Below are 26,063 nucleotides of genomic sequence, written 5' to 3' on the forward strand. Positions count from 1 at the left end.
CGCCGAGGTGAGATAAGCGAGAATGCCCGTGAAGAAAGCCCATACAGAGGCCGGCGATCCGCATGGCGATGCCGCAGCGGTTGAGGCAGGCATCGGCAATGGGTCAACCGACGATTCCGATCTAGCCGAGCGGGAGAGCCGCTGGAATTATGCGCTCGTCGGCTCTGGCCTTGGCGTATGGGATCACAACTACCGCCTCGACCGGAAATATTACTCGCCGACGTGGAAAATCATCCGCGGCATGGCGCCCGACGAGGAAGCCAACGGCGATTACGAGGCGTGGCTGCAGCTCGTTCATCCCGACGATCGCGATTTCGTCGTCCATGCAATCGACCGGCAGAATGCCGGCGATCCAAATTACCAGGTCTTCGAATATCGCGAGCGTCACAAGGACGGCCACTGGGTCTGGATCGAGTGTCGCGGCGCCTGCGTCGAATGGGACGAGAACGGCGTGCCGACGCGCATCATCGGCACGGATACGGATATCACCGCCCGTAAGGAAGCCGAGGAGACGCTGTCGCGTTTGTCGCGCCGGCTCGATCTGGCACTGGAGGTTTCCCGCATCGGCGTCTTCGAAGCCGATATCGAGCATGATACCGTCGAATGGGACGACCGCCTCATCGCCATTTACGGGCTGCAAGGTGCCTCGCGTCAGATCGGCGGCGACGTCTGGGCGAAAAGCCTGCATCCCGACGACCGCGAGCGCGTGCTAGGCTTGTCCGACCGTAGCGTCGAAAGCGGCAGTGATTTCCAGCAGGAATACCGCATCATTCGCGGCGACGGCGCCGAACGTGTCATCCGCGCCCGCTCGGCCTTCTTCATCGACGGCAACGGCCACCGCAAGCTGATTGGCGCCAACTGGGACGTCACCGAGGAAGTCGCGCTCCGCAACGAACTGCAGCGCGCCAAAGATCTGGCAGAGGCGCGCAACCGCGAGCTCGAAGCCGCCAAGGAGAGCATCGAGCACCTGGCGCTGCACGATTATCTCACCGGCCTGCCGAACCGCCGCTATCTCGACAAGATGCTGGGCGAGCGCTCGGCCGAATGCCGGGCAAAGGGCCTGGCACTGGCAATCCTGCATATCGATCTCGACCGCTTCAAGCAGATCAACGACACGCTCGGCCACCGGGCCGGCGACGCCATGCTGCAGCACGCCGCAAGCGTACTGAGAAATTCCGTCCGCGCCGCCGATTTCGTCGCCCGCATCGGCGGCGATGAATTCGTCATCCTCTGCGCCGTCGATCCGGCCTCGAAGAAGATCGGCGGCCTTGCCGAACGCGTTATCCGCGAATTGCGCAAACCCGTCAGATATGAGGGGCACGATTGCCGTTTCGGCGCCAGCATCGGTATCGCCATCGATAACGGGCCGACGCTCGACGCCAAGCAGATGCTGCTCGACGCCGATATCGCGCTTTATCGGGCCAAGGGCCTGGGCCGCAACCGCTTCGAATTCTTCTCGGCCTCTGCCCGCCGCGACATCATCTCCGCCAAGCACCTCGCCGACGAGATCCTGATCGGCCTCGAGCGCAATGAATTCGTGCCCTTCTATCAGCTGCAGTTCGATGCCCGCACACTCGATGTCGCAGGCATTGAAACACTTGCCCGCTGGCAGCACCCGGTGCACGGGCTGCTGACGCCCGACCGCTTTCTCGACATCGCCGAGGACCTCGACGTCGTCTCGACCATTGACGCCCTGATCCTGGAGCGAGCGCTGGCCGACCGCCGCGTTTGGATCAAGGACGGGCTGTCGATCCCGAAGATATCGGTCAACGTCTCCGCCAGGCGGCTCGCCGACCCTGATCTCGGCAAGAAGCTTCGCGCCCTGAAGATCGAGCCCGGCACCATCTCCTTCGAGCTGCTGGAATCGATCTCGCTCGACGATTGCGACGAGGCAGTGGCCGCCAACCTGAAAAAGCTGCGCAAGCTCGGCATCGACATCCAGATCGACGATTTCGGCACCGGCCATGCCTCGATCGTCAGCCTGCTGCGCTTGAGCCCGAAAACGCTGAAGATCGACCGCGAATTGATCCGCATGCTGCCGCAATCGGCCGAGCAGCGCAAACTGGTCGGCTCGATCATCGATATCGGCCGCTCGCTGAACATCTTCGTCATCGCCGAGGGCGTCGAGACGGTGGAGCATATCCGCATTCTCGAAGAACTCGACTGTGACACACTGCAGGGCTTCGCGCTCGCCCGGCCGATGCCCGCCATGCAGATCCCCTCCTTCATCCGCGCCGGAAGCTGGCGCCACGGGCAAACCGCCGCTCGCGCCTTGCAGACGCAGCTTCGTCGCGCGCTGCGAAGCAGAGCCGCCAAATAAAAACCTGCATAAGCGGCCCGCCATTTTGCCTTCATTCCACCGTAGAGGAAAAGGCGCTAGACTTGTCTTGCGAATTCATTCGATTCTCTTGGCGGTATTCCGTAAAATTGGAAACCAGGCCGCGAAATCCGGAAACCAGGGAAGGAGCGACAGGCGGATTGTGAAACCCTCTCTTTTCCTTTAAGGGGACGCCACGAGATCGATCCACTCGCGCTATCCCAAGAGCGCCAACAACAGAGAATGACCACGATGAACCGTCGCCGCCGTATTTACGAGGGCAAGGCAAAGATTCTGTATGAGGGCCCGGAACCGGGCACTTTGATCCAGTTCTTCAAGGACGATGCCACTGCCTTCAACAAGAAGAAACACGAAGTCATCGATGGCAAGGGCGTCCTCAACAACCGCATTTCCGAGTATATTTTCAGCCATCTGAACAAGATCGGCATCCCCACTCATTTCATCCGCCGGCTCAACATGCGCGAGCAGTTGATCAAGGAAGTGGAGATGATCCCGCTGGAGATCGTCGTGCGCAATGTCGCGGCCGGTTCTCTCGCCAAGCGCCTCGGCATCGACGAAGGCGTCGTGCTGCCACGCTCGATCATCGAATTCTATTACAAGTCCGACGCGCTCGACGATCCGATGGTCTCCGAAGAGCACATTACCGCCTTCGGCTGGGCAAACCCCGCCGAACTCGATGACATCATGGCTCTTGCCATCCGCGTCAACGACTTCATGACCGGCCTCTTCCTCGGCGTCGGCATTCAGCTCGTCGATTTCAAGATCGAATGCGGCCGCCTCTTCGAAGGCGATATGATGCGCATCATCCTCGCCGACGAAATCTCGCCGGACAGCTGCCGGCTCTGGGATATCGAAACCCACGAGAAGATGGACAAGGACCGCTTCCGCCGTGACCTCGGCGGGTTGCTCGAAGCCTATTCCGAAGTGGCGCGCCGTCTCGGCATCATCAATGAAAACGAGCCTGTGCGCGGCACTGGCCCGGTTCTCGTCAAGTAAGGCAGGAAAGACAAAGTGATCAAGGCTCGTGTCACCGTCACGCTGAAAAACGGCGTTCTCGACCCGCAGGGCAAGGCTATCGAGGGTGCGCTTGGCGCCCTCGGCTTCTCGGGCGTCGGCCATATCCGCCAAGGCAAGGTCTTCGACCTCGAGCTGGAAGGCGCCGACAAGGGCAAGGCCGAGGCCGATCTCAAGGCCATGTGCGAAAAACTGCTCGCCAACACGGTGATCGAGAACTACGCAATCGCGATCGACTGATGATCACAGACCCGTCGTCTGGCGGACTTTGAGGTTTTGGCGTCATGATGAAAGCAAAGCTGGAGACGGAAGTCTCGAAATTTATGAGCTATGTTTTGCGTCATGCGCCTGATGCCGCGGGCTTGACGCTTGATAGCGAGGGTTGGGTGTCGTTCGACGAGCTCGAAAAAGCGTTGGCGTCGAAATACGACGTTTCCCGCGCCGATATCATCGAGATTGTCGAAAACAATCCAAAGAAGCGCTTCACGCTCGCCGATAATAGAATTCGCGCAAACCAAGGTCATAGCGTCGACGTCGATCTCGCCTTGAACCAGGTTGAACCGCTGGCTGCTCTTTTTCACGGCACGGCTTTGACGAGCTGGCAGTCGATCGAGCGCGAAGGCTTGAAGAAGATGCAACGGCACCACGTTCATCTGTCGGCAGATGTCGAAACGGCGAAAATCGTTGCAATGCGCCGCAAGGGTGAACATCTCATCCTACGTGTGGACGCGGCCCGCATGTTTTCAGAGGGTCATTCTTTCTTTGTCTCCGACAATGGAGTATGGCTCGCCGAAAGCGTTCCAGTTCAATATCTTTCGCGAAACGCAGGGACCCCATGAAATCAGCCGTCGTTCAACTTCCGGGCCTCAACCGCGACCGCGACATGATCGCCGCCTTGACCAAGATCTCCGGCCAGCCACCGGTGACGATCTGGCAGACGGAAACCGAGATCCCCGATGTCGACCTGATCGTCATCCCAGGTGGCTTCTCTTATGGCGATTACCTGCGCTGCGGCGCGATCGCCGCCCGCATGCCGGTCATGCAGGCGATCATCGACAAGGCTGCAAAGGGCGTGAAGGTGCTCGGCGTCTGCAACGGCTTCCAGATCCTCGTCGAGGCCGGCCTGCTGCCCGGCGCGCTGATGCGCAATTCCTCGCTGAAATTCGTCTGCCGCGAGATCAAGCTCGAAGTCGTCAATGCCGAGACGGATTTCACCCGCGCCTATGCGCAGGGTCAGGTCATCCGCTGCCCGGTCGCCCATCATGACGGCAATTATTTCGCCGACGATGCGACGCTGGCTGCGATCGAAGGCAATGGCCAGGTGGTCTTCCGTTATGCTGAGGGCACCAATCCGAATGGCTCGATCAACGATATCGCCGCCGTCATGAATGAAAAGGGCAACGTGCTCGGAATGATGCCGCATCCCGAGAACCTGATCGAGGCCGCTCATGGCGGCTCGGACGGCCGCGGCCTCTTCGCCTCGGCGCTCGATGTCATCGCCGCCTGACCTCGGCACGCAAAATCCTCTCATCCGGATCTGGAGCAAGATCGATGCGCCCTCGCCTCGCAAACGCCGCCCTGTTGACCGCTGTCGCAGCCATGGTCGCAGCCTGCCAGACGTCGGCGCCGACGACAGGCCCGAACCGCGCCGCACTGCCGACGATGGAACGCGTGGCGCTCGGCGCCAATGCCTGCTGGTTCAAATCGGGCGATCCGGCTTTTGCTGCTTATAAGCTGGCGCCGGAACTTAATTCGTTCTCCGGCCGGCCACGCATCCTGCTTGTCCACAAGGGCAGCCCGGAAAGCCGGCCGCTACTCGTCGTGCAGGCCGAGGGAAGCCCGTCGCGCCTGCAGGCCTTCGGGCCGATGATGCAGGAGCCGGTCGCTGGCCGCATCACCACTGACGTCAATCGCTGGTCGGCAGGCAACAAGGCCTGCAGCTGATCGTCCAATCGGCCCTGAAAGAATGATCTGCTCGAAAGCATGATCAGTCCCAGAAAAACGACTTGCCGACTTCGCGCGCTGCTTCGGACTGCGACACGCCGATATCCTTGAGCTCGGTCGCCGTCAGGCCTCTCAGCGCGCGCCGACCTTCCCGCTTCTGATGCCAGAGAAGAATCGCGGCCCAGATCCGGCCCAGGCGCGTCGTCACCTCAGCAGGTGCGGCGGGGAGGATGATCTGCCTCCTGTCTTCGTAAGAGGCAATCGGTACAATCGGCATTTTGATCTCAGGTAAGGCAGACATTCCAGGAATCCTCTCGGCTTGCCATTGGAATTGACTCATACGCTTGACGGGTACAATGTGCCAATATATACAATTGTCACCATGACAAATTGGCTTCCCGATATTTCCCGCGGTTCTGGGCCGGTCTATCTCCGGCTTGCCGATAGCATCGAATCCGCCATAGCAAGCGGCGCCCTGCCCGCCGGCAGCAAGCTGCCGCCGCAGCGCAACCTTGCCTACGATATCGGCGTGACGATCGGCACGATCGGCCGCGCCTATGCACTGGTGCATGAGCGCGGCCTGGTTGCCGGCGAAGTGGGGCGCGGCACCTATGTGCTGAACCGCTCGGAGACGGCGCCCGGCGAACAGATCGATCCGCTGACCGTCTCGCTCGGCGGCACCCGCGTCCAGGATGCGCCGGCGAACAAGATCCGTTTCGACACGACAGCCGCGCCCGATCTCGGCCAAGGTAAGGTCATAGCGGGTATCCTCGCCGAGATCGGCGAACAGCATCTTTCCGAAATCTCCTCTTATTCCCGGAGTTTCCCGCGCAACTGGTTTGAGGCCGGTCGCCTCTGGCTTGCCCGCAGCGGCTGGACGCCGGAGGTCGAAAACATCGTACCGACGCTCGGCGCCCATGCGGCGGCGATATCAGTTATCGCCGCCGTCTCGGCGCCGGGTGACAAGATCGTCTTTGAGGATCTTACCTATACCCAGGTCAGCCGCAGCGTCCGCCTTCTCGGCCGCCGCACACTGACGGTCGATTCCGACAAGTTTGGCATGATCCCCGAGGATTTCGAGCGGCTCTGCCAGCAGCAGCATCCGAAGATCGCCTTCCTGATGCCGACCGTCCACAATCCGACGTTGGCGATCATGCCCTATGAACGGCGCACGGCCATCGCCGCAATCGCCAGGAAACACAGTGTCTGGCTGATCGAGGACGACCTCTACGGCGGTATGGCCGACGACGACACGCCGCTGCTGGCCTCGATCGCGCCCGACCGCACCTTCCTCGTCAACGGCCTGTCGAAATCGGTTGCCGCCGGCGTGCGCGGCGGCTGGGTCGCCTGCCCGCCGCATTTTGCCCAGCGCATCAGGGTGACGCACAAGATGATCACCGGCGGCCTGCCCTTCATCCTGGCGGAGACCTGTGCGCGCCTCGTCGAAAGCGGCACAGCGCACGAGATCCGCAAAGCGAGCGTCAAAGAACTTTCCAGGCGCGTCCAGCTCGCCCGCGAGCAGTTGCAGGGTTTCGATTTCGAATCCCACCTCCACGCGCCCTTCCTCTGGCTGAAACTGCCGGAGCCCTGGATGTCAGGCACGTTCAAGAATGCCGCCTACCGCGACGGTGTGCTCGTCGACGATGAGGACGAGTTCAAGGCGGCCCGCGGCGAGAAAGCCTATCACCGCGTTCGCATCGGTTTGTCCTCGCCGAAGACGGGACAGGAACTGACCTCGGGGCTGATGATCCTGCGCCGGCTGTTGGAAAATGGCGGCTCCGCCTATGACGGCGAAATATGACATGTTGCAAATACACGTCATAAATCGGAAAAAACGCCGGAGCCCATTCGGAGCGCTTCACCGACTCAACCTCCATGTTACCTCTTTGTTGTTCCCGTCTGACGCGAATCAAAGGACAGCAAATGAGGGTCGACTTCGGAAGGATCGCGTTGTGTTTTTTGAGTATTGCATCAGTGGCAGTGGCAGCCGCCATCTCGGTTGCGGGCTCTGCAACTGCGGGCGAACAGATATTCGATGAATTGCGGTTTGGCGTCTCGACCTCGGTACAATCGGGCCATACCAGGGAAGACGGTGTCTTTCCGGAGATTACCGCTCTCTTCGATCCCTTCGGCTACGATACAGCAGTCGGCTGGCAGCAACAGCTGCTGCACCCTCGTGTGCATCTCGGAACCTCGATCGGCACGTCGGGCGAAGCCACCCAGTTCTTCACCGGCTTCACCTGGACGGTCGATTTCAACGAGAAGCTTTTTGCCGAAGCCGGCTTCGGCGGCGTCATTCATACCGGCGATCTTGAGGGCGATGATGACGGCCCGGAACTCGGCTGTCGCGTCCTCTTCCACGAATATCTGGGCGCCGGCTATCGTTTCAACGCCCACTGGAATGTCATGGCCCAGATCGCCCACTCCTCGCACGCCAATCTCTGCGATGGGCCGAACGACGGCATGACGCGCGCCGGCTTGCAGGTCGGCTACAAGTTCTGAGAGTCCGTTCGACAATTTCAGCGGGTTGGCCGACGGATGATTGAACTGCTCATTACCGCCGTCTGAACCGCCATCGGCAGGCGGGAACCGTTCAGTCCCATGTCGGACAAACAGGCTTCAACTCGCCCTGACAAGCCGCCGCGACGCAGTCCGCCAGGCTGCCAAACCGAAGCGCCTTGCCCGTCAATCCCGGACCGTAGTGAGCGAACTTCGCCGAATTGGTGATAATTGTATCGACCGATTTTGGGATGACAGGCTCCGCAAGTGTGCACCAGCACGCATCGGTTACGAATTCTACGCCGAAGTCCGACAATCTGCCGACGAGATTCGCAGCGGAAGCCCTATCAAACGTCGCACGGTTGCAGGTAACCAGAACCTTGACGTCAGGATGTTTCGCCAGGCCTTCGCAGAGCGCGGCCAGCCGCTCGCATTCGTCGAAAGAGAAATGGGGATTGCCCAGCGCGACGAACTCGATGGCATCCACAGAGCTGCCGTTGAGTTTCCTCCAGTCCGCAACGATGTCCTTGGGACAGATTTCGTAGCTCGCCTTGATCTTGCTTCCGACAATGCTCTCAAGGCTGTCGGCCTCCGGCGTGACACCGACGATATGGAACATCGGAGAGCCTGATGTCGTCGCAAAACCCGCCCCGAACGCCTTTAGGTCGTCCAGATTCGGCTTCCACGTCTCGAGGCCGATCACGACCGGAATTTCATCTCCGACAAGCTTGCCGATGTGGTAGCCGAGAATGGGGTAGACCATGTCATCCCGCGACACGAAGCCCGACACATTGACCACGAGGCTGGCGCGCCTGTTGTCGGCGATATGCGGCCCGGTCAGCGGCGCGCGCCCGGTGAGAGCGATGCAGAGGTCGAGGTAATCAGGATACTTGGCCGTGCGAGCGCCCAAAACGCTGTTGGCGAATACGACGGCGTTCGACTCCGCCCAGGCCACCTGCTCACCTTGCCTGGGTGCGGACGACAGCTGGTAGGGCGCGCAGGTGAACGTCTTTCGCGCTCCCATGGAGGCGTAGGCCTCACCCAGTTCGGATGCGGGTCCGGCGACGTCGGGAGACACGCCCTGCTCCCGCCAACGCATCTGGTCCACCGAGATCGAGTTCAGGGTCGTTGGTACGACAACCCTACCCTCCCAGTCCCGCATGCGTTTCGCGAATTCCAGGCTGGTCGGCCCGGTGTAGATGCAGCCATCGATATGGACCTGGGAGATATCGATAAGTTCCGTCGCTCCCTGAATTTCAGCCATGCGCGTCGTGGCCCTCATTGCCACCTGCACGGCCTTGCCCATTTCCCCGTTCAAAGCGGACCAATCCCTCGATGTCAGCGCTATCGAATTTCCATAGGTGCGATCGGCGGCATCGAAACCTGGGGCGGTTTCGATCCGGCTCGCGATGATCTTATCGCCGATGAGTGTGACTTCAGGGATGGAGTGCAGCTCGGCGAAGTCGTCTTCGGAGAGCTGGACAACGGGGATCGATCGGCCGAACACTTCGTCAGCGACGATCACTCCAAGCGATAGTATTTCCTCCTGGCGCGAGACCACGATGCCGGCGGGAGCGTGCCCGTTCATGATCAGCTCCATGAGCACACTGCTGCCCGTACATGAGCCGCGTCCGCCGGGGATGGCGAGAATCTTTCCTGTCAGGACCTGTGTCGACAGGGGATGGTGGCGGTCGATGACTTCTCCGGTTCGGGAGTCGACGCCGCCCCAGAAGCTGAGCGCCGTGTCGCTGAATACGATCGACCCTGTAGCGAAGCCAGCCACAAGCGCGCGCCCGGCAAACACCTTTTCGTCTGCCTGTTGTTGTATGTCCGGCATTGTATCTCGATACCATCAACAAAGAAGAAAAGCTTCCTTATAGGAAACATCAGCGGCACACAAAAGCTGAGGCCGGAGCCTTGCCCCATTGCTATCGATCGAGAATCAAAAGCAAGTTGTCAAACAGACTCTGAGAAGCGGCCGCCCGTACCGGGCCGAAGAAGTCGCCCGCCCGCTGTTGACGGCGGGCATTTTCCTGTCGCGCGCCGTCCCTACATAGGCTAAAGAGCGGAAAACGCGCTAGAGCATGTCCGTTTTTCCTGGAATCACGGACATGCTCTATCTCTTTCTTTTCACGCAATCCGGACGCAAAACCGCTGCGCACTTTTGCTGGATTGCTCTAAGGCAGGGAATTTCGAGAGCTCATGACCATTCCAAACACCATCCCGATCACGCCGGAACTCATCGCGGGTCATGGCCTGAAGCCCGACGAGTACCAGCGTATTCTGGATCTGATCGGCCGCGAACCGACCTTCACCGAGCTCGGCATCTTCTCGGCCATGTGGAACGAGCACTGCTCCTACAAATCCTCGAAGAAATGGTTGCGCACGTTGCCGACCAAGGGTCCGCGCGTCATCCAGGGCCCGGGTGAAAATGCCGGCGTGGTCGACATCGATGACGGCGATTGCGTCGTCTTCAAGATGGAGAGCCACAACCACCCCTCCTATATCGAGCCTTATCAAGGTGCTGCGACCGGCGTCGGCGGCATCCTGCGCGACGTCTTCACCATGGGTGCGCGCCCGATCGCCGCGATGAACGCCCTGCGCTTCGGCGAGCCGGATCATCCGAAGACCCGCCATCTCGTCTCCGGCGTCGTCTCCGGCGTCGGCGGCTACGGCAATTCCTTCGGCGTGCCGACGGTCGGCGGCGAAGTCGAATTCGACGCTCGCTACAACGGCAACATCCTCGTCAACGCCTTTGCCGCCGGTATTGCCAAGTCCAACGCCATCTTCCTGTCCGAAGCCAAGGGCGTCGGTCTTCCGGTCGTCTATCTCGGCGCCAAGACCGGCCGCGACGGCGTCGGCGGCGCGACGATGGCATCGGCCGAATTCGACGAATCGATCGAGGAGAAGCGCCCGACCGTTCAGGTCGGCGACCCCTTCACCGAAAAATGCCTGCTGGAAGCCTGCCTCGAGCTGATGAAGACCGGCGCCGTCATCGCCATCCAGGATATGGGTGCAGCCGGCCTCACCTGCTCGGCCGTCGAAATGGGCGCCAAGGGCGATCTCGGCATCCTGCTCGAGCTCGACAAGGTGCCGGTGCGCGAAGAGAGAATGACGGCCTACGAAATGATGCTGTCGGAAAGCCAGGAGCGCATGCTCATGGTGCTGCAGCCGGAGAAGGAAGAGGAAGCCAAGGCGATCTTCGTCAAATGGGGCCTCGATTTCGCCATCGTCGGCAAGACGACCGACGATCTGCGCTTCCGCGTCATGCATCAGGGCGAGGAAGTCGCCAACCTGCCGATCAAGGATCTCGGCGACCAGGCGCCGGAATATGACCGCCCCTGGCGCGAATCCGGCAAGCATGGCCCCCTGCCAGCCAATCTCGTCGCCGCACCCGAGGATTACGGCCAGGCGCTGCTACAACTCGTCGGCTCCGCAAACCAGTCGAGCCGCCGCTGGGTCTATGAGCAATACGACACGCTGATCCAGGGCAATTCGCTGCAGCTTCCAGGCGGCGATGCCGGCGTCGTGCGCGTCGACGGCCATCCATCCAAGGCGCTCGCCTTCTCTTCCGACGTCACTCCACGTTATGTCGAGGCAGACCCCTTCGAAGGCGGCAAGCAGGCGGTCGCCGAATGCTGGCGCAACATCACTGCGACAGGCGCTGAACCGCTCGCCGCCACCGACAACCTCAACTTCGGCAATCCCGAAAAGCCCGAGATCATGGGTCAGTTCGTGCAGGCGGTGAAGGGCATCGGCGAGGCCTGCCGCGCGCTCGACTTCCCGATCGTCTCCGGCAACGTCTCGCTCTACAACGAGACCAACGGCGTCGCCATCCTGCCGACCCCGACGATCGCAGGCGTCGGCCTGCTGCCGGACTGGCGCCAGATGGCCCGCATCGGCGCGGCCAACGATGGCGATAAGGTCATCATGATCGGTGTCGACGGCAGCCATCTCGGCCAGTCCGTCTATCTCCGCGATGTACTTTCCAGCCGCGAAGGTCCAGCGCCGGAGGTGGATCTGTTCGCCGAACGGCGCAATGGCGATTTCGTTCGCTCCGTCATCCGCAACGGCCAGGCGACCGCCTGCCACGACATTTCCTCGGGCGGCCTTGCCGTGGCGCTCGCCGAAATGGCGATGGCCTCGGGCAAAGGCCTGACGATTGATCTAGGCGAAGGCAAGGGCGCGCCGCATGCGCTGCTCTTCGGGGAGGATCAGGCGCGCTACGTGTTGACGTTGCCTGCCGATGTCGCCGATTTCGTCTGCGCCAATGCAGAAGGTGGCGGCGTTCCCTTCCGCCGTCTCGGCACGGTCGGAGGAACGGCGCTCGTCGTCGGCGATCTCATCTCGCTGCCGATTCAGCAATTGCGCGATGCCCATGAATCATGGTTCCCTGATTTCATGGAAGGCCGCGGCGAGCTTGCTGCGGAATGATGCGCAAGGAGTAACGATCATGGCCATGAAACCCGGCGATATCGAAGACATGATCAAGGCTGGGATTCCCGGTGCCAAGGTGACGATCCGCGATCTGGCGGGCGACGGCGATCACTACGCCGCCGAAGTCGTCGCCGAAGCCTTTCGCGGCAAGAGCCGCGTGCAACAGCACCAGATGGTCTACGAGGCGCTGAAGGGCAATATGGGCGGCATACTGCATGCGCTGGCGCTGCAGACCTCCGCGCCGGAATAGAGCCCGACGCAATCCCGATAACGATGCCCGGCCCTCAGCCGGGCATTCTCTTTTCATCGGGACTGGCAAAGACCGAGGCAGGCATCGGCCCCGCAGTCATCAGCGTGAAATCAAACGACGCCTTTAGATCCGGGCCAAGCACATATTGCCGGTGGACGCGAAGCTGGTCCTTGCGGATCTTGCGGTAGTGCTCGCGCGTCAGCATTTGCTTGACGCGGATCAGGATCATCTTCGCCTCAGGCGCATCCGTATGGCCGGAGACGGCAACGACCGGCACCTTATAGAAATTGATCGAATCCGTCAGGCACTGCACATCGAGCCAGGAAATCTCGGGACAGCGGGCGATCAGCCCGACACGGGCGCGAAGCAGTGTTGCCGATGACATGAGCGCACATTGCAGGATGGCGCTGCCGAGTGTGGCAAACACCACACGCTTGTCCTTGAAGATCTCCGGCTCCCTTTCCAGCAATATGCCGATGACATGGGCTGCGACGCTCGATCCCATGCTGTGTGAGGAGATCACATATTCGTCCGCCTCCTCTTCAAGCGCCTTGCGCACGACAGCGGCCCGGTCTTCCAGCCAGTTGTTGAAATCTGTCCGGTCCATGCGGCCGAGCGCCACGGCCATTGCCCAATCGGCGAAGAGGTGCAGCGTGTGGAAGCGTTCGGAAAACGGCAGGAAGGCGAAGGTGAAGAAACAGAGCGCCAGCGGTCCGCTCCAGAGCATGTGCCACGGGGAAAAGCCAAGAGCAAAGGGCATGATGGCGATCTGGGCCGTCAGCGCGATCGCCAGCGCCGTCAGCAGGAACGGGAAGAGGAAGAACAGGCCGAAACGCCAGGCGTGGCGGAAATATCCCCGCATGCCGCCTTCGAGCATGATCTCGGCGCAGCTTCGGAAGCCTACCATGATCTGGCTCAGGGTGTTGCCGTCGCGCAGCCTGCTTACCAGCGAGTCATGATCGACCATGTGGATCCGGCTCTTCGTCTGCCAACCAGGAGAACCGGTCCCTTCCCCGGCCGCCGCTTTGTCGGCTGCCACGGGCGCCACTTCGGCTGCCACGGGCGCTACTTCGGCTGCCCATTCGCCCGTTGTGACCTCGAAACTGAGGGGATCACTTCCCGCTTCCGGCGCCCCCGTTTCAACCGAATAGCCCCAGACGGCGGCACTCTGCCTGGCCGAACGCTCGTAGCGTGCCCTGTGGGCAACGCCGTCGAGCGGCTCGAAGCCCGGGAAATGCAGGACGACCCGCTTCTCGATCAGTTTCATTCCACTCTTCCGGCCGGACGAATGGCCGGCATGTTGGTGCGATCCGGCTGCTGCGCCACTGATATGGGCAAAAAGCAGCCATGGTCTCGAAGCCGTCTTGCTAACCGAACTCTTCCGGAATTCAATAGCAGCCATGTCGTTTCCATCACGAACGGAGGGGTTTTGTGGCCGACCTAGTCAAAGAATTGATATCAGGCATCGTCGACACCGTGCTGAAGGAGATCCTGAAGAAAACCACCGGCCGCGCCACGACGAAGCGCAGCAGGCGTAAGACACGCCCCGCCGCGACGACGACGGCTGCGCGCAAGGCGACCCCGGCCAAGCCCAAGCCCGCCCGTAAACAGGTCAGCAAACGCCGCACCGCCGCCGGCCGCAGCCGTCAGCGACGCAACTGAGGCACGATGAAATGTGAGTGTTTTCGGACAAATTCTGCAGCGCTCCGCCTATGTCGTCTCCACAACGTCATTGAGGTCCTGAACCGACGATGCGCATTGTGACGATCATTCTCGCGGCGGTCGTCGCGATCTGTCTCAGACTTCAGCCATTTCAGATTTCAGACCTATCTCGCCCATTGAGCGTAACGCAGCGGCAACAATGCCGGCAACGGCCTGCCCGAATTGGTCTTTTTTTTGGTTCGGGCGGCTGGAATTCCTGCTGTTGCATGCTATCTAAAGGCAACGATTGAAACGGTGGGCCTTTAACCCGCCTGTTGAAAGGATTAGGTCCCATGAGCGGCATTCACGAATTCATCGGCAACGAAATCAAGACCAACGACGTCGTCCTCTTCATGAAGGGCACGCCGCAGTTTCCGCAATGCGGCTTCTCCGGGCAGGTCGTGCAAATTCTTGATTACATTGGTGTCGACTACAAGAGCGTCAACGTGCTCGCCGATTCGGAAATCCGCCAGGGCATCAAGGAATATTCCAACTGGCCGACAATCCCGCAGCTTTACATAAAAGGCGAGTTTGTCGGCGGCTGTGACATCGTCCGGGAAATGTTCCAGGCTGGTGAGCTGCAGCAGCATCTCCAGGAAAATGGCATCGCGGTCCGCGCCGCCTCCTGACCGGTCACCGGACGTCCGCCCGGTTTCCAAATCTGTTTCTTGAGTTCGAGGCGCTGCGGCCAGCAGCGCCTTGACCTGTTTATGGGAATTTCATTGTGACAGATTCATCACAAGCCGTGTCCGCGGGCCGCCTGCCCATGGGCAAGCGTGAATTCATCGCGCTTGCAGCCTTCCTGATGGCCATCAACTCGCTGGCAATCGACATCATGCTTCCGGCCTTGCAGCAGATCGGCGCGAGCCTCGGCGTCGAGAGCGAGAATCACCGACAGTTCGTCGTCTCCTCCTATCTGCTCGGCTTCGGCTGCGCCCAGCTTTTCTACGGACCGCTTTCCGATCGCTTCGGCCGCCGCACGCCGCTGTTGTTCGGCCTCGTCGTCTATATCGTTTCGGCCATCGGCATCGTCTTCGTTCCCTCCTTCGCCGGCCTGCTGGTGCTGCGCTTCGTCCAGGGCATCGGCTCGGCGGCCACCCGCGTCATCACCATCTCCATCGTCCGCGATATCTATGGCGGACGGCAGATGGCCGAAGTCATGTCGCTGATCATGATGGTCTTCATGATCGTGCCGGTTATTGCGCCCGGCACCGGCCAGATCGTCATGTTCTTCGGCAACTGGCACCTGATCTTCCTCTTCATCGCCACCATGGCGACGGCGATTGCCGTCTGGGCCTATCTACGCCTGCCAGAAACCCTGAATCCCGCCAATGTCAGGCCCTTCACCGCCCGCTCGATCTTCGGCGCCTTCAAGCTGGTGCTGACCAATCGCGTCGCGCTCTGTTACACCATCGCCAGCACCTTCATCTTCGGCGCGTTGTTCGGCTTCATCAATTCGGCCCAGCAGGTCTATGTCGGCATTTACGACCTCGGCGTCTATTTCCCCTTCGCCTTTGCCGGCGTGGCGATCTTCATGTCGCTGTCGTCCTTCTTCAATTCGCGCTTTGTCGGCAAGCTCGGCATGCGCCGCCTGTCGCATGGCTCGCTCATCGGCTTCATCGCCATCAACACCATCTGGCTGATTGTCCAGATGGCCAGCACCGAGCCGATGCCCTTCGCTCTGTTCATCTCCTTCTTCGGCCTTTCCATGTTCCAGTTCGGTTGGATCGGCTCGAACTTCAATTCGCTCGCCATGGAGCCGCTCGGCCACGTCGCCGGCACCGCCTCATCCGTCCTCGGCTTCATGAGCACGGTCGGCGGCGCCATCATCGGCGCCGGCATCGGCCAGGCCTTCGACGGCACTGCACTGCCGATGGTCGCCGGCTATTTCACCGTGTCGATCATCGGGCTCGTCTTCGTGCTGATCGCCGAAAAGGGCCGCCTCTTCCAATCGCAGAACCCAGCCGTCTGAACGGCCGCCCTCCTCCGCATTCGGGATTTTCAATCACATGACGCCGCCGCATAAACCGCACCAAGAAAACCAGGGCTCCCGCCGCATCGGCATGGGCTTTGGCGAATTCGTCGTTACCATTGCCATCATGACCGCCAGCGTCGCCATGGCGATCGACAGCATGCTGCCGGCATTGCCCAATATCGGCCATTCCCTCGGCGTCACCAATACCAACGACGCGCAGTTGATCATCGGCGTGTTCTTCTTAGGATTCGGCGTCTCGCAGATATTCTTCGGCAGCCTTTCGGATACGTTCGGCCGCCGCAACATCCTGCTCGGCGGCTTGGCCTGCTATATTGTCGGAATGTTTGCCGCTGCGGCGACCGGCAGCTTCGAAATGCTGCTCGTCATGCGTTTCGTTCAGGGTGTGGGCGGTGCTGCGGTGCGCATCACCACCATGGCCATGGTCCGCGACTGCTTCGGTGGCCGCGAAATGGCCCGTGTAATGTCCTATGTGATGATCGTCTTCATGATCGTGCCGATCGTTGCCCCCTCCGTCGGCCAGCTCATCATCCTCTATGCCAACTGGCACTGGATCTTCATCTTGCTGGGCATCATCGCTACCATCCTGTTCGTTTGGGCTTTCCTCCGGTTGAAGGAATCGCTGCCGCCGGAAGAACGGCTGCCGCTGTCGGTCGGCTCTGTCGTGGATGGTTTCAAGACCGTGCTCACCAACCGCATCACCTGCGGCTACATGATCGGCCTCACCATGTTCACCGGCGTCATCAGTGCCTATGTGATCTCGGTGCAGCAGGTCTTCGGCGAGGTCTATGGCCTTGGCGACTGGCTGCCGATCGCCTTTGCGGCCACCGCTGGCGGCATCGCCGTCGCCAATTTCGCCAACGGCTTCTTCGTCCGCAAATTCGGCATGCGCCGCATCTCGCACGCCGCCCTGCTGATCTTTACGGCGCTGTCGGCCGCCGGCTTTTTCTATTCGCTGGCCGGCAAGCCGGATTTCGCCATCGCTTACGGCATCTTCACCATCGTACTGATGATGTTTGCCCTGATCGCCACCAATTTCACCGCCATCAGCCTCGAGCCGATGGGCAATCTCGCCGGCACGGCGACCGCCATCACCGGCTTCGTCTCGACGACGGCCGGCGCCATCCTCGGCGGGCTGGTCGGCCAGATGTTCAATGGCACGGTGCAGCCGCTCTTCGGCGGCTTCGCGCTCTTCGGCGCGGTGACGATCGCAGCCACCCTCTGGGCCGAAAACGGCAAGCTCTTCACCCACCCCGGCGACAGCCCGCAGCTCGATCCGGGAGCGGCCCACTTCTGAAACAGGAAATCTGCCGGAGCGATTGATCCCCGGCGGCATTGCATTAGATGGCAACTCGGGACGTTCCTAAATCTGGATGCCCCTGGAAGAAGGAGCCTGGTTTTGGATGCAGGATATCAACGTCTCCCCCCGCCATTGCAGGGCGAGATAGTTCAAGGCAAACCAGATACCGGCACTGGCGTTGTGGTACTCGGCGGCTCCAGTGGCCGGGTCGATGTGGCCCGCGCCAGATTGTTTGCGAGCCAGGGGGCAACAGTCATAGCGCCTCGCTGGTTCGGCGGCGAAGGCCAGGTGCCAGGCATTTGCGAGGTGCCGCTGGAAACCTTCTTCGCTGCCACTGATTATTTGATCGAACTCGGCTGCAAACGCATCGTCCTGGTGGGAACATCGAAAGGCGCCGAAGCTGCACTGCTCACGGCCGTATACGATCCGCGCATCAGCGCGGTCGTCGCGATCAGCCCTTCGTCAGTCGTCTGGGGAAATATCGGTCCAGGGCTTGATGGCATCAACTGGCCGGAACGCTCGTCGTGGACGTTGCGAGGCACACCGCTTCCTTTTGTTTCGTCGGACCCAGAATGGGTACCGGAATACAGAGACGAGCTGGTCGCCTATCGCGGCCTGTTCGAACGATGCCTTCGGGTGCACGAGTCAGAGATCGACGCAGCAGCTATCCCTTTGGAGAGAACGAATGCCGAAATTCTGCTCGTAGCAGGATGCGATGACGCGCTCTGGCCATCAGACAAATTTGCCGTATCACTTGTTCGGAGGCACGCAGGTTTTGGTTTGTCCACCCAGCTTGTCTTGGGAGAAGATGCGGGCCATCGCATTCTGCTGCCGGGCGAAACGACTCCTCGATCATCGCTGCGCGCTCATGGTGGAAGCGACGAGGCCGACGCCAAATTGGGACGACTCGCATGGGAACATATTCTCGCTGTCCTATAGCGTGAGGGCAGCAGTAAAGGCTCAGACCGTGAACACCTCACGCCGCAGTACCTCCCAGGAGGCCTTGTCGGGGGTAATCAGCAGCCCGCCATCGAGATGATGCGGCAGATAGGCCGAGCCGTCAAAGCGCGCCGCATAGGCGCCTGCCTCCTGCGAGATCAGCGTGCCGGCAAGGTGATCCCAGGGCATCAGCTTGTTGTACATGAGGTAATGCACATGGCCGCCGGCAAAGGTGCGGTATTCGTGGGCCGCGCAGCGGTAATTGGTGAGGAAGCGCACCTTGGCGAGATTGCCGAGCACTTCGGCGCGCTTCTCCTTCGGCAGGTAGCCGGTCGAGGCCATGCCGACCATATGCTCCAGTCCCACGGGAGCTGCCACCGCGAGCCGCTCAGCGCCGCCATCCGGCCGCCGCAGCCATGCGCCGCCGCCCTTTTCCGCCATCACCCAGTCGTCGCCCATCGGATCGTAGATGATGCCGGCAACCGTCTCGCCGCCGGAGATAACGGACGCCATGACGCCGAAGGCCGGGATGCCGGCAGCAAAATTGAACGTGCCGTCGACCGGATCGACGACGATAGCGAGATCGGCATGTTCGAGGCTGCCGAGCAAATCAGGATCGGCCGCGACCGATTCTTCGCCGAGGAACAGTGCGCTCGGCCAGAGTTGCGCAGCTTCCGCCTTGATCATCCGTTCCGCCTGCTCATCGGCCTCGGTGACGAGATCGGTCGCCTCACTCTTGGCGCGTACGTCGTCCTGGCCGAGCCGGCGAAAGCGCGGCAGGATTTCCGCCTTCGCTGCACGGCGCAGCAGATCGGCAAGAACGGTCACGTCAACAGTCGAAGTCATGTCAAATCCTCACGCTTGGGTCTCTCCGGAGAAACTTGAATCAGATGCCGACAATCTCGCGCCGGATGAGCTGCCAGCTCTCCTTGTCGGGCGCGGAGATGATGCCACCCGTCGTCTCGCCCGGGCGATAGGGCGTGCCGTCGAATTTCGCCGTATGACCGCCGGCCTCCTGATGCGCGAGCACGCCGGCCAAGTGATCCCAGGGCATCAGCTTCGCATGGCCGATGAAATGCATCTTGCCGGAGGCGACCATCCAATATTCGTAGGCAGAGCAATTGAAGGCGAAGGTCATCCGGATCTTTGCCATGTTGGCGCAGATACGCGCGCGATCCGGTTCGTCCATGTGGCTCCATGACAGGCCACCGACCATCTGGTTCAGGTTAGCAGGCTCAGCGACCTTCAGCTTGGTCGACTGCCCGTCCTGACGCGTCAGAAAGGCGCCTGCGCCCCTGATCGCGGTCACTGTGTCGCCGAGAACGGGATCGTGAATGATGCCGGCGACCGTCTCGCCCCTGATCGTCACTGCCAACATCGTCCCGAAAACGGGAAGCCCGGCAGCGAAATTGAACGTCCCGTCGACAGGGTCGATGACGAAGGCGAGCTCGGCATCGGCAAGGGCCGGCACGACCGACCGGTCGGCATCATAAGCCTCCTCGCCGACGACGAGTGCAGTGGGAAAGCGCTCTCTCAGCGCCGCGGTGATCCGGTGTTCGGCAAGCACGTCCGCCTGCGTCACCAAATCGATTGCCGAAGTCTTCTCCGAAACATCGGTAGCGCCGAGATTGCGAAAACGCGGCATGATCTCGGCGCGCGCCGCCTCCCTGACGCAGTCGCCGAGAAAGAGAATATCCTGGTCTGAAATAGTCATGCGAAATCCTGCCTTGATGCAATAGCCAGCCTGCCCACAGCGCCGCGCGTCTTTTAGACGCCCAAAGGACGCTGGAACACCTCAAATTGCTGCATAATTCCTTAAATCGATTCCGATGTAAGGAATTATGCAGTAGCCGGCCTTTCATGAAGGATCGGTGACACCGAGGGTGGAAAAGTCGAAGAGTTTCGGGTCGAGCAGATGCGACGGGTTCACATGAGAAAGCGCCCGCAGCATCGTATCCTTGCGGCCCGGCATCCGCCGCTCGATATCAGCGAGCATGTCCTTCATCGCATTGCGCTGCAGCCCGTCCTGCGAGCCGCAGAGGTCGCAGGGGATGATCGGAAACTGCATGGCGGCGGCGAATTTCGCGAGGTCGTCTTCGGCGGCATAGGCGAGCGGCCGCAGCACCATCAGGTCGCCCTCATCGTTAAGAAGCTTCGCCGGCATCGAGGCGAGCCGGCCGCCATGGAAGAAATTCATGAAGAAGGTTTCGAGAATGTCCTCGCGGTGGTGGCCGAGCACCAGCGCATCGCAACCCTCTTCCCGCGCGACGCGGTAGAGATTGCCGCGGCGCAGCCGCGAACAGAGCGAACAATAGGTGGCGCCTTCAGGCACCTTCTCCTTCACGATCGAATAGGTATCCCGATACTCGATCCGGTGCTGAACGCCGATCTTGGTGAGATAATCCGGCAGCACGTGCTTGGGGAAGTTCGGCTGGCCCTGGTCGAGATTGCAGGCGATCAGTTCGACCGGCAGCAGGCCGCGCCATTTGAGATCGAGCAGCAGCGCCAGCAGCCCGTAGGAATCCTTGCCGCCGGAAAGGCCGACCAACCAACGCTTCTGGCCCTTCAGCATGTCGAAATCGTCGAAGGCCTGGCGCACCTGCCGCAGCAGCCGTTTGCGCAGCTTGTTGAAGGAGACGGAACGCGGCGCATCGGCAAACAGCGCATGGCCGCCGGTGTCGGCTTCGCTACTCTCCAACTCGTCGGCGATATTGGCTGCGATATTCATTGCTTCGTCCTACAGAAATTCCAAACTTGCTCTAGCAGAAACGCGCCTCGCAACACAGCGTCAATCGCCGAAAACCGACCAGCCGGTGCGCGCTGCGAGCATTTCCAGCGCCGCGGCGCCGAGCTGCGAATTGCCGACCTTGTTCAGTCCCGGCGACCAAACCGCGATCGAGGCAATGCCCGGCGCCACGGCGAAGATGCCGCCGCCGACGCCGCTCTTGCCGGGCAGGCCGACATGATAGGCGAAATCGCCCGAACCGTCGTAATGGCCGCAGGTCAGCATCAGCGCATTGATGCGCCGCGCCCGCTTCGGCGAGACCACCGAATGGCCGGTCGTCGGATTGCTCCCGCGCGCGGCAAGGAACAGTCCGGCGCGGGCGAGCTGCTCGCAGCTCATCGACAAGGCGCATTGATGGAAATAAACGCCGAGCACATGGTCGACGGGATGGTCGAGATTGCGGTAGGCACGCATGAAATTGGCAAGCGCGAAATTGCGGTATCCCGTCTGCGTTTCCGAGCGCGCCACCTTGTCGTCAATGGTGATCGACTCGTCATCGGCGAGATAACGAACGAAGCGCAACAGCTCGCCGATTGCCTCGCGCGGGGCATGGCCAGCCATGACGACGTCGCTGACGGCGATCGCGCCGGCATTGATGAAGGGGTTGCGGGGGATGCCACCCTCATGCTCGAGCTGGACGATCGAGTTGAAAGCCGATCCGGAGGGTTCGCGCCCGACGCGCTTCCACAGCCCCTCGCCGACCTTGCCGAGCGCCAGCGTCAGCATGAAGACCTTCGATATGCTCTGGATCGAGAAGGCGATGTCGGCATCGCCGACGCGATAGACTTTGCCGTCGACGGTGACGATCGCCATGCCGAACTGCTTCGGGTCGACCTTGGCGAGTTCGGGAATATAGTCCGCGACCTTGCCCTCGCCGATCCGCGGCTGGATATCGGCGTAGATGCTATCGAGGGTCGCCTGCAAATCTGCCATTGCTTCTCTCCAGATCGCAAAAAAGCCGCTCGAAAGAGCGGCTTTCCGTATATCGGCGCATGCTGTTGTCTCGCAATCGGTTTCGACTGCGAGACGAATGCATTAACGCGAATAGAATTCGACGACCAGGTGCGGTTCCATGACGACCGGGAACGGAACGTCGCTGAGCGTCGGAACGCGGCCGAAGGTTGCGACCATCTTGTTGTGATCGACTTCGATATAGTCGGGAACGTCGCGCTCTGCGAGGCTGACTGCTTCCAGAACGATCACCAGCTGCTTCGACTTCTCGCGAACTTCGATCACGTCGCCAGCCTTGCAACGGTAGGAACCGATGTTGACGCGAACGCCGTTGACGGTGACGTGGCCATGGTTGACGAACTGGCGGGCAGCAAAGACCGTCGGAACGAACTTGGCGCGATAGACGATCGCGTCGAGGCGCGACTCCAGCAGGCCGATCAGGTTTTCAGAGGTGTCGCCCTTGCGGCGGTCGGCTTCGGCGAAGATAGCGCGGAACTGCTTTTCGCGCAGGTCACCGTAGTAGCCCTTGAGCTTCTGCTTGGCGCGCAGCTGCACACCGAAGTCCGAAAGCTTGCCCTTGCGGCGCTGGCCGTGCTGGCCCGGGCCGTATTCGCGGCGGTTCACCGGGGACTTCGGACGGCCCCAGATGTTTTCGCCCATACGGCGGTCAATTTTGTACTTGGACGATTCGCGCTTGCTCATCGTATTTCCTTTCAAAGGTTTATGACGGTTTGTTGCCAAACCGCACGAAGGAAACACGCCCTCCTCTGGTCTCTTCCGAGACCTGACAGGATGTTCCGGTTAGCGAACAGGAACGATCCACGGGACATGTCAAATGAAACACCGGACATTGCTGCCCGGTGCTTGCGGCGGTCTTTAGAGGGCCGTCATGAAAATGTCAACAGCGGCAAACCCCGAAAGCGCCACTATTCCGCCGCCAGCGGCTGGTCGCCCGTGTCGGGGGCGTTGGCGTCGCCCGGCGCCGTCTGGCAGTCCATATCAGGGAAAGCGACGATACGCTTGCCGGAAAAATCGGCATGCACGACGATGGTGCCTTGCTCCTCGAAATAGCCAAGCAGGCGCCGGGCGCGGCGGGCGGAATGGGTGCCGTAGGCGCGGGCGATCCGCGCATCCGACGGGCACGGCTCGCCGCAGACGGCGGCCTTGGCGAGCATCAGGAAGACGCCCTGCAGATCGTCGGTGACACCCGATGACAGCGACAGCGCAGTCGCCCAGGCATCGGTCGCAGCTGTCTTGGTGTCGACGCCGGAACGTGAGATCGCCACCCGCCGGCGGAAATCCGGCAGCGCAATTGGCGGTCCCGGTACGCGGCGCATACGCAGCCGTACCAGAAAATCCTGGTACAGCACCGAATCGGTGCGGAAGGCGGAAGTGGGATCGTCGAGTATTTCGGCAAGGACACCGGCTAGGCGCTCCTCCCGCTCCTCGGGGGAAACCTCCACATGGCTCGCCCTCGGCTCGGCAGGTGCTGCCGATGCAGCCGGCGTCGAGCGCGAGAGTTCGGCCAGAATATCGGTCGTCGGCCGCGGCGCCGGCGGGGCGCGGCGCACCAGCGGGCGCTGGAACTCCTCCGGATCGGGCGTGAAGATCAGGTCTTCGACATCCTGAGGCGCATCCGGCAGCGGCATCAGCTTCGGGCTGGAAGAGCGCGCCGAAGTCTCCACCGCGCCGATCTGGATCGGCAGCGGCCGGCGCGACAATGCCGGGCCGAGCGCTACGAAATGGCCGCGCTTGAGATCTCGGAACATTTCCGCCTGGCGGCGGTCCATGCCGAGCAGGTCTGCGGCACGCGCCATGTCGATATCGAGGAAGGTGCGGCCCATCAGGAAGTTCGAGGCTTCGGCCGCCACGTTCTTTGCAAGCTTGGCAAGACGCTGCGTCGCGATCACGCCGGCAAGGCCGCGTTTACGCCCCCGGCACATCAGGTTGGTCATCGCGCCGAGCGACATCTTGCGAGCATCTTCGGAGACATCGCCGCCGACCGACGGCGCAAACATCTGCGCTTCGTCGACCACGACGAGAACAGGATACCAGTATTCACGATCGGCATCGAACATGCCGTTGAGGAAGGCGGCTGCCGCCCGCATCTGCTGCTCGATATCAAGCCCTTCCAGCGTCAGCACGCAGGATACGCGATGCTGGCGGATACGGTTGGCAATGCCGGCAAGCTCGGCTTCGGTGCGCTCGCCGTCGACGACGACATGGCCGTACCGGTCTGAGAGCGTGACGAAATCACCTTCGGGATCAATGATGACCTGCTGCACCCATTGAGCGGATTGTTCCAGCAGACGGCGGAGAAGATGCGATTTGCCGGAGCCGGAATTGCCCTGAACGAGCAGACGTGTCGCCAGCAGCTCCTCGATATCGAGCGTCGCCGGAGCGCCGGACGCCAGTCCCATATCGATGCCAACCTGCACGTCCAATTCCCCTTACAAATTCCCGGCCCGTCTCTAGATCAGGATGATTTTAGGCCTGATCGGCCTAAAATCTGAATCCTGATCTACATCAAAGAAATAGAGCATGATGTCGTCCGAAAACCGCGCGCACTTTTCGGCATCATGCTCTAGCAGATTCGCAGACGCTGTTGTCGTCAAACCTTCAAGAACCCACAGGAAAGCCAGTCCTGGGAGATAGGGTTTCACACCGCCTCGCGCTCGACGAGGTCGCCTGCCATGTCCTTCTGCGTCGGACTCAGCAAACGTGTGCAGAGCAGGCTGACGAAAAGCGGCACCAGCAAGACCGCAAGCCCGGCGCGCAAGCCCAGGAGTTCGCCGAGAAAGCCGATGATCGGCGGCCCGATGAGAAAACCGGTCAGGGCTGCGAAGGAGAGCGTCGCAACGCTTGAAGCGGGCGGGCGGTCAGTCAGCGAAGCAACGGCCGTCACCGCAAGCGGAAACCCGACCGAGACACCGACACCAACTGCGGCAAAGCCGAGTAGCGCAAGCGGCGTCGCCGGTGCAAGGAGAACGACGAGCATGCCGGCAAGCGAGGCGATGCCGCAGCCACGGGCAATGGCAACCGCGCCGAAACGGCCTTTCATGTAATCACCGCTGAAGCGCCCCGCCGCAACCATGAAAGCGAAAACCGAATAACCGAGGCCGGTTTGCGCGCCTTCTGCATTCATGACATCGCGGAGGTAAACCGCCGACCAATCGGCCATCGCACCTTCGGTCATCGTCACGCCGAAGACAAAGGCGCAGATCCCGAGCAGAGCAAGACTGGGCAGCTTGAAGCCGGTCATTGCCTGCGAATTCTCCGCATGGTGACTTTCCGGCAATTTCGGCAGGCGCAGGCTGGCAATCAGCGCAGCCGGCAGGACGACGGGCGCCGTGATCAGAATCGACCAGTGCGGCGAAAGCCCGATGGCTATCGCACCAACGCCGATCAGGCTGCCGGCCATGATGCCGAAGCTCCAGAAGCCGTGGCAGCGGCTCATGATGATCAGCCCCGTCGCCTTCTCCGTCACATCGGCCTCGACATTCATGCCGAGTTCCACCGTCGAAAGCGCGACCCCAACGACAATCAAGGCGAAGAATAGAAGCATGGCGCTGGGCGCGAAGGCTGGAAGCGAAACCACGGCAAGAAAGAAAATGAAACCATAGATGATCGCCATGCGCCCGCCGATGCGCGAGACGAGGCGGCCCGCAAACGGCAGGGTGATCAGCGTGCCGATCGGCAATCCCAGAAGTGCGACGGCGAGATCGGCGGTGCCGAGTTCAAGCTTCGCCTGGATATCAGGAATGCGCGGTAACCAGGCGCCAAAGGCTATCGGCTGCAGAAAGAAGATCAGCATGACAAGTCTTTGCAGCGGCACGGCGCATCCCTTTATGTCTTGAACGGTAAACACCCGCCCGCGATTCCCCGCGGAGATCTTGCGCGATGACATCGGTG

Annotated in this window: 25 protein-coding genes; 15 read left to right on the forward strand and 10 right to left on the reverse strand. The window is 61.2% G+C overall.

Features of this window, described 5'->3' with window-relative positions; genetic code table 11:
* Positions 1-22: 22 nt before the first annotated feature.
* The 6 genes from A6U98_RS04310 (at position 23) to A6U98_RS04335 (ending at position 5,296) form a co-directional block, all read left to right on the forward strand.
* A complete protein-coding gene (locus A6U98_RS04310; RefSeq protein WP_064648222.1) occupies positions 23-2,320 on the forward strand; it encodes an EAL domain-containing protein in 2,298 nt (765 codons plus the stop codon).
* Between the two features lie 249 nt (positions 2,321-2,569).
* On the forward strand, positions 2,570-3,334 hold the full coding sequence (gene purC, locus A6U98_RS04315) for a phosphoribosylaminoimidazolesuccinocarboxamide synthase (protein WP_018242191.1): 765 nt from the start codon (positions 2,570-2,572) through the stop codon (positions 3,332-3,334).
* A gap of 15 nt (positions 3,335-3,349) precedes the next feature.
* Positions 3,350-3,592: a phosphoribosylformylglycinamidine synthase subunit PurS gene (gene purS, locus A6U98_RS04320; RefSeq protein ID WP_018072257.1), complete on the forward strand. Its 243-nt coding sequence runs from the start codon at positions 3,350-3,352 to the stop codon at positions 3,590-3,592.
* 44 nt (positions 3,593-3,636) lie between these two features.
* Entirely contained in the window at positions 3,637-4,191 is a 555-nt protein-coding gene (locus A6U98_RS04325) for an RNA 2'-phosphotransferase (RefSeq protein WP_064648223.1), read from the forward strand.
* A complete protein-coding gene (purQ, locus tag A6U98_RS04330; RefSeq protein WP_064648224.1) occupies positions 4,188-4,859 on the forward strand; it encodes a phosphoribosylformylglycinamidine synthase subunit PurQ in 672 nt (223 codons plus the stop codon). The genes A6U98_RS04325 and purQ overlap by 4 nt, the downstream gene beginning before the upstream one ends.
* A 44-nt stretch (positions 4,860-4,903) precedes the next feature.
* On the forward strand, positions 4,904-5,296 hold the full coding sequence (locus tag A6U98_RS04335) for a hypothetical protein (RefSeq protein WP_064648225.1): 393 nt from the start codon (positions 4,904-4,906) through the stop codon (positions 5,294-5,296).
* Positions 5,297-5,339: 43 nt separating this feature from the next.
* On the opposite strand, the gene A6U98_RS04340 is transcribed toward A6U98_RS04335, so the two are convergent.
* Positions 5,340-5,597 (reverse strand): DUF1127 domain-containing protein, encoded by a 258-nt coding sequence (locus tag A6U98_RS04340; protein WP_064648226.1) that lies wholly within the window; start codon positions 5,595-5,597, stop codon positions 5,340-5,342.
* Positions 5,598-5,678: 81 nt separating this feature from the next.
* Here A6U98_RS04340 and A6U98_RS04345 point away from each other — a divergent pair, with 81 nt between their 5' ends.
* Entirely contained in the window at positions 5,679-7,097 is a 1,419-nt protein-coding gene (locus A6U98_RS04345) for a PLP-dependent aminotransferase family protein (RefSeq protein WP_064648227.1), read from the forward strand.
* A 122-nt stretch (positions 7,098-7,219) separates the two neighbouring features.
* Positions 7,220-7,798 (forward strand): acyloxyacyl hydrolase, encoded by a 579-nt coding sequence (locus A6U98_RS04350; protein ID WP_064648228.1) that lies wholly within the window; start codon positions 7,220-7,222, stop codon positions 7,796-7,798.
* 91 nt (positions 7,799-7,889) lie between these two features.
* On the opposite strand, the gene A6U98_RS04355 is transcribed toward A6U98_RS04350, so the two are convergent.
* Complete coding sequence (locus A6U98_RS04355) at positions 7,890-9,632, reverse strand: aconitase family protein (RefSeq protein WP_064648229.1); 1,743 nt, start codon at positions 9,630-9,632, stop codon at positions 7,890-7,892.
* A gap of 365 nt (positions 9,633-9,997) precedes the next feature.
* Here A6U98_RS04355 and purL point away from each other — a divergent pair, with 365 nt between their 5' ends.
* Positions 9,998-12,229, forward strand: a complete 2,232-nt coding sequence (purL, locus tag A6U98_RS04360) for a phosphoribosylformylglycinamidine synthase subunit PurL (protein WP_064648230.1) — start codon at positions 9,998-10,000, stop codon at positions 12,227-12,229.
* Positions 12,230-12,248: 19 nt separating this feature from the next.
* On the forward strand, positions 12,249-12,482 hold the full coding sequence (locus tag A6U98_RS04365) for a BolA family transcriptional regulator (protein ID WP_003579540.1): 234 nt from the start codon (positions 12,249-12,251) through the stop codon (positions 12,480-12,482).
* 34 nt (positions 12,483-12,516) lie between these two features.
* Here A6U98_RS04365 and A6U98_RS04370 read toward each other — a convergent pair whose 3' ends face one another.
* A complete protein-coding gene (locus tag A6U98_RS04370) occupies positions 12,517-13,749 on the reverse strand; it encodes a hypothetical protein (RefSeq protein WP_064648231.1) in 1,233 nt (410 codons plus the stop codon).
* 164 nt (positions 13,750-13,913) lie between these two features.
* Between A6U98_RS04370 and A6U98_RS04375 the strand changes: the two genes are divergently transcribed.
* The 5 genes from A6U98_RS04375 (at position 13,914) to A6U98_RS04395 (ending at position 18,415) form a co-directional block, all read left to right on the forward strand.
* Complete coding sequence (locus tag A6U98_RS04375; protein ID WP_064648232.1) at positions 13,914-14,144, forward strand: hypothetical protein; 231 nt, start codon at positions 13,914-13,916, stop codon at positions 14,142-14,144.
* Between the two features lie 332 nt (positions 14,145-14,476).
* Positions 14,477-14,812 carry a Grx4 family monothiol glutaredoxin gene (gene grxD, locus A6U98_RS04380; protein WP_027684529.1) on the forward strand — a complete coding sequence of 112 codons (336 nt, stop codon included), beginning with the start codon at positions 14,477-14,479 and terminating at the stop codon, positions 14,810-14,812.
* Positions 14,813-14,949: 137 nt separating this feature from the next.
* On the forward strand, positions 14,950-16,155 hold the full coding sequence (locus tag A6U98_RS04385) for a multidrug effflux MFS transporter (protein WP_064648311.1): 1,206 nt from the start codon (positions 14,950-14,952) through the stop codon (positions 16,153-16,155).
* Positions 16,156-16,192: 37 nt separating this feature from the next.
* Positions 16,193-17,473 carry a multidrug effflux MFS transporter gene (locus A6U98_RS04390; RefSeq protein WP_064648233.1) on the forward strand — a complete coding sequence of 427 codons (1,281 nt, stop codon included), beginning with the start codon at positions 16,193-16,195 and terminating at the stop codon, positions 17,471-17,473.
* Between the two features lie 102 nt (positions 17,474-17,575).
* Positions 17,576-18,415, forward strand: a complete 840-nt coding sequence (locus tag A6U98_RS04395; RefSeq protein WP_064648234.1) for an acyl-CoA thioester hydrolase/BAAT C-terminal domain-containing protein — start codon at positions 17,576-17,578, stop codon at positions 18,413-18,415.
* 21 nt (positions 18,416-18,436) lie between these two features.
* On the opposite strand, the gene A6U98_RS04400 is transcribed toward A6U98_RS04395, so the two are convergent.
* The 7 genes from A6U98_RS04400 to A6U98_RS04435 all read right to left on the reverse strand — a co-directional run bounded on the left by A6U98_RS04400 (position 18,437) and on the right by A6U98_RS04435 (position 26,058).
* Positions 18,437-19,261 (reverse strand): inositol monophosphatase family protein, encoded by an 825-nt coding sequence (locus tag A6U98_RS04400; RefSeq protein ID WP_064648235.1) that lies wholly within the window; start codon positions 19,259-19,261, stop codon positions 18,437-18,439.
* A 40-nt stretch (positions 19,262-19,301) separates the two neighbouring features.
* On the reverse strand, positions 19,302-20,129 hold the full coding sequence (locus A6U98_RS04405) for an inositol monophosphatase (RefSeq protein ID WP_064648236.1): 828 nt from the start codon (positions 20,127-20,129) through the stop codon (positions 19,302-19,304).
* 144 nt (positions 20,130-20,273) lie between these two features.
* Complete coding sequence (gene ttcA / locus A6U98_RS04410) at positions 20,274-21,143, reverse strand: tRNA 2-thiocytidine(32) synthetase TtcA (RefSeq protein WP_064648237.1); 870 nt, start codon at positions 21,141-21,143, stop codon at positions 20,274-20,276.
* Positions 21,144-21,203: 60 nt separating this feature from the next.
* Positions 21,204-22,133, reverse strand: a complete 930-nt coding sequence (locus A6U98_RS04415; RefSeq protein ID WP_064648238.1) for a glutaminase — start codon at positions 22,131-22,133, stop codon at positions 21,204-21,206.
* A 102-nt stretch (positions 22,134-22,235) separates the two neighbouring features.
* Positions 22,236-22,853 carry a 30S ribosomal protein S4 gene (gene rpsD / locus A6U98_RS04420; RefSeq protein ID WP_003586216.1) on the reverse strand — a complete coding sequence of 206 codons (618 nt, stop codon included), beginning with the start codon at positions 22,851-22,853 and terminating at the stop codon, positions 22,236-22,238.
* A 224-nt stretch (positions 22,854-23,077) separates the two neighbouring features.
* The gene (locus A6U98_RS04425) at positions 23,078-24,589 is read right to left on the reverse strand and encodes an ATP-binding protein (RefSeq protein WP_064648312.1); all 1,512 of its coding nucleotides are present in this window, start codon (positions 24,587-24,589) and stop codon (positions 23,078-23,080) included.
* A gap of 221 nt (positions 24,590-24,810) precedes the next feature.
* On the reverse strand, positions 24,811-26,058 hold the full coding sequence (locus A6U98_RS04435; RefSeq protein ID WP_197496341.1) for an MFS transporter: 1,248 nt from the start codon (positions 26,056-26,058) through the stop codon (positions 24,811-24,813).
* Between the last annotated feature and the right edge of the window lie 5 nt (positions 26,059-26,063).

This window comes from Rhizobium sp. WYCCWR10014 (assembly GCF_001657485.1).
Lineage (GTDB): Bacteria > Pseudomonadota > Alphaproteobacteria > Rhizobiales > Rhizobiaceae > Rhizobium.

Bases quoted from the DNA above. Each gene is read 5' to 3' on its own strand.
- A6U98_RS04405 (WP_064648236.1), bottom strand. From the start codon at position 20,129: ATGACTATTTCAGACCAGGATATTCTCTTTCTCGGCGACTGCGTCAGG.
- purC (WP_018242191.1), top strand. From the start codon at position 2,570: ATGAACCGTCGCCGCCGTATTTACGAGGGCAAGGCAAAGATTCTGTAT.
- A6U98_RS04400 (WP_064648235.1), bottom strand. From the start codon at position 19,261: ATGACTTCGACTGTTGACGTGACCGTTCTTGCCGATCTGCTGCGCCGT.
- A6U98_RS04335 (WP_064648225.1), top strand. From the start codon at position 4,904: ATGCGCCCTCGCCTCGCAAACGCCGCCCTGTTGACCGCTGTCGCAGCC.
- A6U98_RS04415 (WP_064648238.1), bottom strand. From the start codon at position 22,133: ATGGCAGATTTGCAGGCGACCCTCGATAGCATCTACGCCGATATCCAG.
- A6U98_RS04355 (WP_064648229.1), bottom strand. From the start codon at position 9,632: ATGCCGGACATACAACAACAGGCAGACGAAAAGGTGTTTGCCGGGCGC.
- purL (WP_064648230.1), top strand. From the start codon at position 9,998: ATGACCATTCCAAACACCATCCCGATCACGCCGGAACTCATCGCGGGT.
- rpsD (WP_003586216.1), bottom strand. From the start codon at position 22,853: ATGAGCAAGCGCGAATCGTCCAAGTACAAAATTGACCGCCGTATGGGC.
- A6U98_RS04345 (WP_064648227.1), top strand. From the start codon at position 5,679: ATGACAAATTGGCTTCCCGATATTTCCCGCGGTTCTGGGCCGGTCTAT.
- A6U98_RS04310 (WP_064648222.1), top strand. From the start codon at position 23: ATGCCCGTGAAGAAAGCCCATACAGAGGCCGGCGATCCGCATGGCGAT.
- A6U98_RS04390 (WP_064648233.1), top strand. From the start codon at position 16,193: ATGACGCCGCCGCATAAACCGCACCAAGAAAACCAGGGCTCCCGCCGC.
- A6U98_RS04370 (WP_064648231.1), bottom strand. From the start codon at position 13,749: ATGAAACTGATCGAGAAGCGGGTCGTCCTGCATTTCCCGGGCTTCGAG.
- A6U98_RS04340 (WP_064648226.1), bottom strand. From the start codon at position 5,597: ATGTCTGCCTTACCTGAGATCAAAATGCCGATTGTACCGATTGCCTCT.
- A6U98_RS04385 (WP_064648311.1), top strand. From the start codon at position 14,950: ATGGGCAAGCGTGAATTCATCGCGCTTGCAGCCTTCCTGATGGCCATC.
- A6U98_RS04350 (WP_064648228.1), top strand. From the start codon at position 7,220: ATGAGGGTCGACTTCGGAAGGATCGCGTTGTGTTTTTTGAGTATTGCA.
- grxD (WP_027684529.1), top strand. From the start codon at position 14,477: ATGAGCGGCATTCACGAATTCATCGGCAACGAAATCAAGACCAACGAC.
- A6U98_RS04435 (WP_197496341.1), bottom strand. From the start codon at position 26,058: ATGTCATCGCGCAAGATCTCCGCGGGGAATCGCGGGCGGGTGTTTACC.
- A6U98_RS04325 (WP_064648223.1), top strand. From the start codon at position 3,637: ATGATGAAAGCAAAGCTGGAGACGGAAGTCTCGAAATTTATGAGCTAT.
- A6U98_RS04365 (WP_003579540.1), top strand. From the start codon at position 12,249: ATGGCCATGAAACCCGGCGATATCGAAGACATGATCAAGGCTGGGATT.
- ttcA (WP_064648237.1), bottom strand. From the start codon at position 21,143: ATGAATATCGCAGCCAATATCGCCGACGAGTTGGAGAGTAGCGAAGCC.
- purQ (WP_064648224.1), top strand. From the start codon at position 4,188: ATGAAATCAGCCGTCGTTCAACTTCCGGGCCTCAACCGCGACCGCGAC.